The sequence below is a fragment of the Streptomyces sp. NPDC002690 genome, assembly GCF_053592415.1.
The window spans coordinates 1-8,807 of the sequence record NZ_JBSFVR010000309.1; the positions used below are offsets into that span (position 1 = coordinate 1).

Below are 8,807 nucleotides of genomic sequence, written 5' to 3' on the forward strand. Positions count from 1 at the left end.
AGCCCAGCGCCGCCGCTGCCGCCCGTCCCGCCGTGCGGCCGGAGAAGATGCAGCCGCCGAGGAAGGTGCCCTCCAGCGCGCGGTAGCCGTGCACCCCGCCGCCGCCGAACCCGGCCGCCTCCCCCGCCGCGTACACCCCGGGCAGCGGAGTGCCGTCCGCCGTCAGGACCCGGGAGGAGAGGTCCGTCTCCAGACCGCCGAGCGACTTGCGGGTGAGGATGTTCAGCCGGACGGCGATCAGCGGTCCGGCCTTCGGGTCGAGGATGCGGTGCGGCTTCGCCGTGCGGATCAGCTTGTCTCCGAGGTACGAACGCGCCCCGTGGATCGCCGTGATCTGGAGGTCCTTGGTGAACGGGTTGGCGATCTCGCGGTCGCGCGCGGTGATCTCGCGGCGCAGGTCGTCCTCGTCGATGAGATCGTCGCCGGTCAGGGCGTTCATGCCCCGGACGAGCGCGCCGAGGTCGTTCTCCACGACGAAGTCCACGCCGTTGTCCATGAACGCCTTGACCGGTCCGGGCACCTCGGCGCGGGCGCGGCCGATGACGTCGCGGACGGACTTACCGGTGAGGTCCGGGTTCTGTTCGGAGCCGGAGAGCGCGAACTCCTTGCCGATGATCCGCTGGTCCAGGACGAACCAGGTGTAGTCGAATCCGGACTTCATGATGTGTTCGAGGGTGCCGAGCGTGTCGAAGCCGGGGAAGAGCGGGACGGGCAGCCGCTTGCCCCGGGCGTCGAACCAGAGGGAGGACGGGCCGGGCAGGATGCGGATGGCGTGCTTGTCCCAGATGGGGTTCCAGTTCTCGATGCCCTCGGTGTAGTGCCACATCCGGTCGCGGTTGATGTGGTGGGCGCCGGCCTCCTCGGCGACGCCGAGCATCAGTCCGTCGACGTGGGCGGGCACTCCGGAGAGCATTTTCGCGGGCGGGGTGCCGAGCCGCTCGGGCCACTGGGCCCGTACGAGGTCGTGGTTGCCGCCGATCCCGCCGGAGGTGACGATCACCGCCTGGGCCCGCAGCTCGAAGGCCCCGGTGGCGGTCCGGCTGCTGGCGGTGCCGCGCTCGGCGGCGCTCGGCTCCAGGATCTCGCCGGTCACCGTGTCGACGGCTCCCCCGGTACGGCCGAGGCCCGTCACCCGGTGGCGGAAGCGGAACTGGACGAGCCCCTTGGCGACGCCCTCGCGCACCCGCCGCTCGAAGGGGGCGACGACCCCGGGGCCGGTGCCCCAGGTGATGTGGAAGCGGGGGACGGAGTTGCCGTGGCCGGTCGCGTCGTAGCCGCCGCGCTCGGCCCAGCCGACCACCGGGAAGAGCCGCAGCCCCTGCGCGCGCAGCCAGGAACGCTTCTCACCGGCGGCGAAGTCCACGTACGCCTCGGCCCACTTCTTCGGCCAGTGGTCCTCCTTGCGGTCGAATCCGGCCGTGCCGAACCAGTCCTGGAGGGCGAGCTCCCGGCTGTCCTTGATCCGGAACCGGCGCTGCTCGGGAGAGTCGACGAGGAAGAGTCCGCCGAAGGACCAGTGCGCCTGGCCGCCCAGGGACTGCTCGGGCTCCTGGTCGAGCAGGATCACGGAGCGCCCGGCGTCGGCCAGCTCCGCAGTGGCCGCCAGCCCCGCGAGGCCGGCTCCGATCACGATCACATCGGCGTCGTACGCCATGGGTTCCATCCTTCGGGGAGGCGTTGCGGAAACCGGCCGGGCACGGCGGGTGCGGCGCCGGCAGGGCGTCGCGGGGGCGTGCGGGGTCGCGGAAGTTACTGGTGCGTCAGATCTTCCGCACGCCCCGATGCCGGAGTCAACAGGCCGGTCGGACCAATCTCACCGCTCCCCTACATCGATGGGCATATCGTTCGGAACACACCCTTTCCGCCCGCTCGATCCGAGGAAGAAACCTGTGTCCTTGCTGGTCGTCCTCCTCTCCGTGGGCGCGGCGGCGTGCCTGGGTTTCGGCTTCGTCCTCCAGCAGGACGCCGCCCGCCGCGCCCCGATGAGCGATTTCCTCTCCCCCCGGCTGCTGCTCGACCTGATGAAGGTACGCAGCTGGCTGGCGGGCATCGGGTTCATGGTCTGCGGGATGGTGCTGGGCGCCCTGGCCCTGGGCCAGGGCGAGCTGTCGGTGGTGGAACCCCTGCTGGCGACCAACCTGCTCTTCGCGCTGAGCCTGTCGCGCGCCCTCACCGGGCAGCCGCTCGGCCGTCAGGGATGGGGCGGGCTGGCGCTGCTGTCCTCGGGGGTCGCCGCGTTCCTGCTCGCGGGGCAGCCGACCGGAGGGCAGGCGGAGACCGACCCGCTGCGGCACTGGCTGATCATCGGCGTGGTGGTGGGGCTCGCACTGGTTCTCGCCGCCTCCGCCCGGCATGCCCGCCCGGCGGTGGCGCCCTCGCTGCTGGCGCTCGCGGCGGGGCTGCTCTACGGACTCCAGGACGCGCTGACCCGGGAGAGCGGCCAGCTGCTGACGGACGGCGGCTGGCCCGCGCTGGTGGGCGGCTGGCAGCCGTACGTCGTCCTGGTGATCGGGGTGACCGGGCTGATCCTGGTGCAGAGCGCGTTCGAGATGGCTCCGCTGCGGATGTCGCTGCCCGCGCTGACCGCCGCCCAGCCGCTGGCGGGGATCGCCTGTGGCATCGGCTTCCTCGGCGACCAGGTGCGCACGGACCCGGCGGCCTTGGCGGGCCAAGCGGCCGGGCTGGCGGCGATCGTGGCGGGGATCGTGCTGCTCGGGCTGCATCCGGCGCTCCCGGGCGGCAAGGGCGGCGGCGCCCATCCCGCCCGGGACCTGCTGTCCACGGACGGCGGCGGGATCTGACCTGGGCGCCGGACCGGATCTCCCGGCCGTCCACCGCCGCTCTTCGGTCAGCGCCGCCCTTCCGCACCGCCGCTCTTCGGTCAGCGCCGTTCTTCGGTCAGCGCCGCTCTTCCGCACCGCCGTTCTTCGGTCAGCGCCGCTCTTCCGCACCGCCGCTCTTCGGTCAGCGCCGCTCTGTGGCCTCCGGCCACGGGTATCCCAGTTCCCGGGCGTGCTCGGCCGATCCGCCCGCCACTTCCGCGTACCCCTTCGGGTCCTCGATGGCGAGCCGGTGCAGTACGGCCGCCGCCCGTTCTGCGGGCGGTGCGCCGTCGTCCGGCACGTGCCAGACGAACTGGAGCCAGGGGCCGTCGCGGTCCCTGCGCCCCTCCGCGAGACCGGGCCAATAGGTGAAGGAGAGCGTGTTGGCGTCGGGGTCGCGGAAGTCCGTACCGGTCCAGCCCTGCCGGAGGTCCCACCGGGTGAGGAGATCCGGCCGCGCCCTCAGCCCCTCCTCGACGAGCCGCATGGTCGCGGCGCCCGGCCACTCCCAGCCCCGGTCCGCTTCCGCCCGCTCGATCTCGGCGTCGTAGGCGAGGGCGTCGAAGCGCTCCTCACCGGGTGACGGCCCTGTTCCGAGGCTTCGCCGCCAGTCGGACCAGACGACCTCCTCGCCCTCGCGCCGGATCGTGACGTACAGCGCCCCGCAGCAGCCCTCGGTGCACCACGCCTCGGCGACGAGTACCTCGCGCGGCTCGGCGCTGGCGCGCAGCCCGCCCCCGGCCAGCAGCTCGCCCGGGGGACGCGCGGGGCCTCTGCCGAAGTACTCGGGCACCAGCGGTCGGCCGCCGATCAGCAGGCGGGTCTCCACGGGGCCCCGGTACTCCGGATCGCGCACGGTCGCTTCCACGCTCAGCCGGCCGGTCCGGGGAGGGGCGTCGAAGAGCTGGCGCAGGATCTGGCGGACCCACCGGTGCCGCCGGTCGTCCGTGCTCCCGTGCCGTGCGGGGTCGCGTTCGTTCCCGGCGGCCCGCTCCGGGGTGGCCAGCAGGGCTCGCAAACGGTGGAGCAGGGCCTCACGGCGGCCGGCCGGCCAGTCGAGGAGAACACTCGCCCCGCTGTGCAGTTCCAGGGCGAGCGAGGCGAGGAGGGTGCGGTGGCCGAGGTCCGGCGGCAGGGACGCCGCCCGGGCGATCAGCTCCTCGTAGAGGGTGACGGCGTCCCGGTGGGCGAGGATCTCGACCTGGCTGTCGTACGGCTCCGCCATCATCACGAGCAGGCGTCCGGCCTGGGCGAGGAGACGGTGGTCCATGGGGTCCGCCCGGATCAGGTCCGCCAGGCGCACCGCTTCGGAGAGCCTGCGGGCATGTCCGGCTCCCATGGTCCGGCATTCGACCGGGACCTCCAGCAGCAGACGGCGTGCGGCCGGGCCGTCCTGGTCGGTCAGTGCGTCGACGAGAGCGCGCAGGTCCCCCTTCCGGACGTGGGCGCCGAGCCAGAGCAGCGCGGCGGCGGGCCGGTCGAGACCGTCCAGCGCCTCCACGACCGGACGGACGAAGCCCCGCAGGAGTCCGAGGACGCGGAGGTACGGGACGTCCTCGGGCTCCCCGAGGCGGGCGAGGAGCCCGATACCGACGCCCACCGCCGCGGCGGTGGTGCCGTGGCGCACCAGTCTCCGGGCGAGGGCGAGGGCGGCGGCCGGGTCCTCCAGCGACAGTCGCGCGACGGCGGCTCGGACCGGCCGCTCCCGCAGGCCCTGACCGCGCAGCGCCCGGTGGACGCGCTCCGCCGCGCTTTCGGCGTCGGGATCGGTCAGCAGGGGTGCGAGCAGCCGGTGTGCGGTCTCCTTGCTCTCGGCGAAGGAGGCGCCGGGGACGGGGACGGCGGAGGCTGCGGGGGGCCCGGGGGCGGGGACGGTGGCGCGTTCGGAACGTGCCGTGTCCGGCAGCGGGAAGCCGCGGACGGGCGGGCGCCCGTCCGGCGCCGCGTGGGAGTGCCGAAGCGCGTGGTCGTACAGGGAAGTCCGTGGCGTGAGCGGCTCGCGCTCCTCCGGGGCGCTCACAGGGCGGGGTACTGCTCGATTCCGTAGGTCATGGCGGGAGTCTGGCAGTCGTCCGCCGTCGCGACGAGTGGTTTTCGCGCCCCGCCCCACCGCACCGCGGCCCCGGCCGCTGTCGGCGGGCTGCGGTTGGATGGGCGCATGAATCCTGCTGACGAGATCCTGGACGTCGTCGACGAGAACGACGAGGTGGTGGGGCGCGCGACGCGAGGCGAGGCGACCGCGCGTGGGCCGCGCCACCGGTGCGTGTTCATCGAGGCGCGCGACGCCGAGGGGCGGGTGTTCGTCCATCGCAGGACGGCCACCAAGATGGTCTTCCCCTCGCACTACGACATGTTCGTCGGTGGCGTGGTCGGGGCCGGCGAATCGTACGACGAGGCGGCGCTGCGGGAGGCGGAGGAGGAGCTCGGCGTCCATGGACTGCCGCAGCCCGAACCGCTGTTCTCGTTCCTGTACGAGAAGGACGGGCACTCCTGGTGGTCACGCGTGTACCAGGTGCGGTGCGAACTGCCGGTCGATCCGCAGAAGGAGGAGATCGACTGGCACGGCTTCCTCGCGGACGAGGAGCTGGCGGGGCGCATCGCCGCGTGGGCGTGGACGCCCGACGGGCTGGAGGGGTACCACCGGTTGCGCGCGTTCCGGGAGAAGGAAATGGGCTAGCCCGATGTGATCAGAACCGCTCACAAAGGGGCGGATAGGGTTCCCTCGTGAAGGATTTCGTACAGAGCTTGCGGTTGTGGTTCGCGCCGCAACGGATCCGCGACGAGGGCGACACCCCGGACTACCGCTTCTCCCTCGCCAATGAGCGGACGTTCCTCGCCTGGATCCGTACGGCACTGGCCCTGATCGGCGGCGGCTTCGCCGTCGACCAGTTCCTGCCGGGGCTCGCGTGGGGAGTGCGCGCCGGTCTGGCGTTCGGCCTGCTCGCGGCCGGTGTGCTCTGTGCGCTGCGGGCCGTCAACCACTGGGTCCGTTGCGAACGGGCCATGCGGCGGGGCGAGGACCTGCCCGTCTCACGGTTCCCCACCCTGCTGAGCCTGGTGGTCGCGGTGGTGGCCGTGGCGATGGTGGTGGTCGTCCTCTTCGGCTGGGAAGGCCGGTGAGCCAAGCCGAAGCGGGGGCCGCCCGGGACCCGGGCCTCCAGCCGGAGCGCACCCGTCTCGCCTGGCGTCGCACCACACTGTCGGCGACGGTGGCGGCGGTGCTGGCCGGGAAGCAGGCCCTGCACGGCGGAGCGACCCTCGGGGCGGTGGTCGCGCTGGCCCTCAGCGCGGCGGCCTGGATCGGCTTCCTGCGGGTGGCCCACCGGCGAGTACGCGAGACCGGCACGGCTCAGCCCGAGCCGCTGGCCCCGCGAGCGGCACTGACGGCTGCCGCGTGCACGGTGGCCTTGGCAGTGTTCGCGGCGGCGATGGTGTTCTGAGACAGGGCGGACCCGGGGGGAACGGGGAGCGGGGCCGGCTCTGACCGGGAGCGACAAGTCGGCGCGGAGAGGGCGCCCGGTGCGGGCGCGGAGAGGGCGCCCGGTGCGCCGTTCGTACCTCCCTACGCCTCGGCCGCCCGCTCCGGTGGGCGTTTCTCCGTGCCGGGTACGGGCATGCCGGACGGGGGCACCGTCGTCCGCCGGTCCCTTTTCCGGCCCTCCGCCGACGGCCGAACCTCCCGAGGAAGGTGAGTGAGCTGCCCGATCCGGACGCCTCCGCGAGGCCCAGCACCGCCGTGATCATCATCAACGACCGGGGTGACTACCTCCTCCATCTGCGCGATGCCCACAAACCGATCTGCGACAGCGGCACCTGGTCTCTGGTGGGGGGCGGCGGGGAGGGTGAGGAGTCGCCGGCCGACACGATCGCGCGGGAGATCCGCGAGGAGACCGGCCTCGTCCTGCCCGACGTCACCGCCTTCCGCGCCGTGCACGCCGAAGGCCCGTACGTCACCGAGGGGCACATCCACGTCTACACGGCCCACTGGGAGGGTGACGCGCACGCTCTCCCGGTGAGCGAGGGCATCATGTTCCACTGGTTCGATCTGGCGACGATGGAGCACTTGACCATGTGCCGGTGGGCCCACGAGGCCATCAAGGCGCACCACGCCGGAGCTGCCGCCTGACGCGACGGGCTCCGCGCGGAGACGGTGGAGCCGCACGAGCGCGCCTGCGCGCCGGTCAGCGCACCCCGCGGGGACGGTACTGGACGCTGATCCGGGGCCCGCAGGACCTGGCGGTCTTGGGGATCGCGTGCTCCCAGGTCCGCTGGCATGAACCCCCCATCACGATCAGGTCCCCGTGCCCCAGCGGGCGGCGCAGGGTCTCGCCGGCGTGGTCACGGGGGCGCAGCAGGAGGTCGCGCGGGGCTCCCACCGAGAGGATGGCGACCATGGTGTTCTCGTGCGAGCCCCGGCCGGTCCGGTCACCGTGCCAGGCGACGCTGTCCCGGCCGTCGCGGTAGTGGCAGAGCCCCGCCGTGGTGAAGGGTTCGCCCAGTTCCCGGGCGTAGTGCGCCGACAGCTCCCGGCGGGCCTCGGTGAGGACCGGGTGGGGCAGTGTGTCGGCGGCACCGTAGAAGGCCAGCAGGCGCGGCACGTCCACGGTGCGGTCGTACATCCGGCGCCGTTCGGCACGCCAGGGGACCTCGGTTTCGAGCCGCGCGAACAGTTCGTCCCCGCCGCTCAGCCAGCCCGGCAGCAGGTCGATCCACGCGCCCTGCCCGAGCTCCGTCCGGTGCGACCCGGACAGTGGCCCGAGGGCGGGGCCGTCGGACTGGTCGAAGAGTGATGACTGGAGGAACGAGGACATGGGACCGATAAGTATAGTTCATTTGTTCGAATAGGGGTCGCGGTTCGTCCGCCTCCCCCGCCTGCTGCCGCGAGCCCCCGCCGCCACGAGCCGATCATCCCCGCCGCCCCACCCCTGCGCACACACAGGTTCACCGGACACTCGGCCAGGAGCCGTCCCGCCTCTTCCGGCGGGACAGCCCCTGAACACACCGCATGGAGTAAGGGCGACCCGGGCCGGAATCGCCCGCGGGCACATGGTGCGTACGCGCTCCGCCACGCCCCCCTCACCCGGGGAGCGACTCCCCCGCGTACGTCGCGGCGGCCTCGTCCGCGGAGTACGAGGAGGTGAAGGTGAAGGCACGCGGGGAGGGGCCGTTGGCCCGCAGGTCCGCCAGCCGCTCCAGAGCCTCCTCGACGGTCGGGAGGTGTCCGCCCGGGACCCACCAGAGCACCAGGTGCGCCTCGACGTGCCGGTCGAACCAGTCGCGGCGCTGCCGCACCACGTCCAGGTGGCCGCTGCGGTAGGTGAAGTCCCAGAGCGCCTCCGGGGTCTCCCACACCGACATGTTGACGATGACGTTCTCGCCCGCCGGGCGCAGGTCGGTGGCGTCGGCGCCACTGTCCCCCACGAGCCGCCACACGAATCCGGGCGCGCCGTCGGCGTCGGCGTTGACCGGGTCGAGCAGGGCGACGAACGGCGCGATGCGGGGGTCGTCGATGGGATGGAGGAGGGTGGCCACGTTGAGCTGGGCGAGGTGGGCGGCGCGCGGGGATGCGGTCATGACCTCATCCCAGCACGGCCCGCTTTTCTATGTCAATCACCATTGTTTTTAGAATCTTCGACGACGACGCAGCATTCCCCCGGCCGGGCATCCATGCGGGCGCGGACGGGACCGTCCGTACCGAGCAGCCCTTCCAGCAGGGCGAGGTTCATGCCGCAGACGAGGGGCGGGAAGCGTTCGGCGACCGCGTGGAAGGGACAGTTGCGCATGCGGACGACGGGCACCTTCCCTCCTGCCGCCCCCTCGTCGCCGCCGCCCTCCCCGCCGCCTTCCAGATGCGGCTCGTACCCACGCGCGGCCAGCAACCCCAGGGCCTCCGCGAGGCCGAACAGCACCTCTGCTTCTCCTCCGGCTCGATGACCGACCTGACCAGCACCTCCCCGGACACCGAATGAGCGGCCACCGCCCCCT

11 protein-coding genes are annotated in these 8,807 nt (G+C 72.9%); 6 read left to right on the top strand and 5 right to left on the bottom strand.

Annotation, left to right across the window (positions count from 1 at the left end):
- Positions 1 to 1,654: FAD-binding dehydrogenase (locus ACWD3D_RS28460; RefSeq protein ID WP_451463647.1), on the bottom strand; the 1,654-nt coding region annotated here is incomplete at its 3' end.
- A 235-nt stretch (positions 1,655 to 1,889) separates the two neighbouring features.
- On the opposite strand from ACWD3D_RS28460, the gene ACWD3D_RS28465 reads away from it, so the two are divergent.
- The gene (locus tag ACWD3D_RS28465; protein ID WP_451463648.1) at positions 1,890 to 2,801 is read left to right on the top strand and encodes a DMT family transporter; all 912 of its coding nucleotides are present in this window, start codon (positions 1,890 to 1,892) and stop codon (positions 2,799 to 2,801) included.
- 163 nt (positions 2,802 to 2,964) lie between these two features.
- Here ACWD3D_RS28465 and ACWD3D_RS28470 read toward each other — a convergent pair whose 3' ends face one another.
- Together ACWD3D_RS28470 and ACWD3D_RS28475 are read right to left on the bottom strand one after the other, a co-directional pair.
- The gene (locus ACWD3D_RS28470; RefSeq protein ID WP_451463649.1) at positions 2,965 to 4,842 is read right to left on the bottom strand and encodes a hypothetical protein; all 1,878 of its coding nucleotides are present in this window, start codon (positions 4,840 to 4,842) and stop codon (positions 2,965 to 2,967) included.
- On the bottom strand, positions 4,839 to 4,982 hold the full coding sequence (locus ACWD3D_RS28475; RefSeq protein WP_451463650.1) for a hypothetical protein: 144 nt from the start codon (positions 4,980 to 4,982) through the stop codon (positions 4,839 to 4,841). Before ACWD3D_RS28475 ends, ACWD3D_RS28470 begins: the two co-directional genes overlap by 4 nt.
- On the opposite strand from ACWD3D_RS28475, the gene ACWD3D_RS28480 reads away from it, so the two are divergent.
- The 4 genes from ACWD3D_RS28480 (at position 4,981) to ACWD3D_RS28495 (ending at position 6,948) form a co-directional block, all read left to right on the top strand.
- Positions 4,981 to 5,499: an NUDIX domain-containing protein gene (locus ACWD3D_RS28480; RefSeq protein WP_451463651.1), complete on the top strand. Its 519-nt coding sequence runs from the start codon at positions 4,981 to 4,983 to the stop codon at positions 5,497 to 5,499. The genes ACWD3D_RS28475 and ACWD3D_RS28480 overlap by 2 nt on opposite strands.
- 47 nt (positions 5,500 to 5,546) lie before the next feature.
- Positions 5,547 to 5,942: a YidH family protein gene (locus ACWD3D_RS28485; RefSeq protein ID WP_451463652.1), complete on the top strand. Its 396-nt coding sequence runs from the start codon at positions 5,547 to 5,549 to the stop codon at positions 5,940 to 5,942.
- A complete protein-coding gene (locus ACWD3D_RS28490) occupies positions 5,939 to 6,262 on the top strand; it encodes a DUF202 domain-containing protein (RefSeq protein WP_451463653.1) in 324 nt (107 codons plus the stop codon). Before ACWD3D_RS28485 ends, ACWD3D_RS28490 begins: the two co-directional genes overlap by 4 nt.
- 248 nt (positions 6,263 to 6,510) lie before the next feature.
- Positions 6,511 to 6,948, top strand: a complete 438-nt coding sequence (locus ACWD3D_RS28495) for an NUDIX domain-containing protein (protein ID WP_451463654.1) — start codon at positions 6,511 to 6,513, stop codon at positions 6,946 to 6,948.
- Between the two features lie 55 nt (positions 6,949 to 7,003).
- On the opposite strand, the gene ACWD3D_RS28500 is transcribed toward ACWD3D_RS28495, so the two are convergent.
- Together ACWD3D_RS28500 and ACWD3D_RS28505 are read right to left on the bottom strand one after the other, a co-directional pair.
- A complete protein-coding gene (locus tag ACWD3D_RS28500) occupies positions 7,004 to 7,633 on the bottom strand; it encodes an alpha-ketoglutarate-dependent dioxygenase AlkB (RefSeq protein WP_451463655.1) in 630 nt (209 codons plus the stop codon).
- A 265-nt stretch (positions 7,634 to 7,898) separates the two neighbouring features.
- Positions 7,899 to 8,396: a DUF3291 domain-containing protein gene (locus ACWD3D_RS28505; protein ID WP_451463656.1), complete on the bottom strand. Its 498-nt coding sequence runs from the start codon at positions 8,394 to 8,396 to the stop codon at positions 7,899 to 7,901.
- 29 nt (positions 8,397 to 8,425) lie between these two features.
- On the opposite strand from ACWD3D_RS28505, the gene ACWD3D_RS28510 reads away from it, so the two are divergent.
- Positions 8,426 to 8,791 carry a hypothetical protein gene (locus ACWD3D_RS28510; protein ID WP_451463657.1) on the top strand — a complete coding sequence of 122 codons (366 nt, stop codon included), beginning with the start codon at positions 8,426 to 8,428 and terminating at the stop codon, positions 8,789 to 8,791.
- Positions 8,792 to 8,807 lie beyond the last annotated feature (16 nt).

Bases quoted from the DNA above. Each gene is read 5' to 3' on its own strand.
- ACWD3D_RS28480 (WP_451463651.1), top strand. From the start codon at position 4,981: ATGAATCCTGCTGACGAGATCCTGGACGTCGTCGACGAGAACGACGAG.
- ACWD3D_RS28475 (WP_451463650.1), bottom strand. From the start codon at position 4,982: ATGCGCCCATCCAACCGCAGCCCGCCGACAGCGGCCGGGGCCGCGGTG.
- ACWD3D_RS28500 (WP_451463655.1), bottom strand. From the start codon at position 7,633: ATGTCCTCGTTCCTCCAGTCATCACTCTTCGACCAGTCCGACGGCCCC.
- ACWD3D_RS28505 (WP_451463656.1), bottom strand. From the start codon at position 8,396: ATGACCGCATCCCCGCGCGCCGCCCACCTCGCCCAGCTCAACGTGGCC.
- ACWD3D_RS28510 (WP_451463657.1), top strand. From the start codon at position 8,426: ATGTCAATCACCATTGTTTTTAGAATCTTCGACGACGACGCAGCATTC.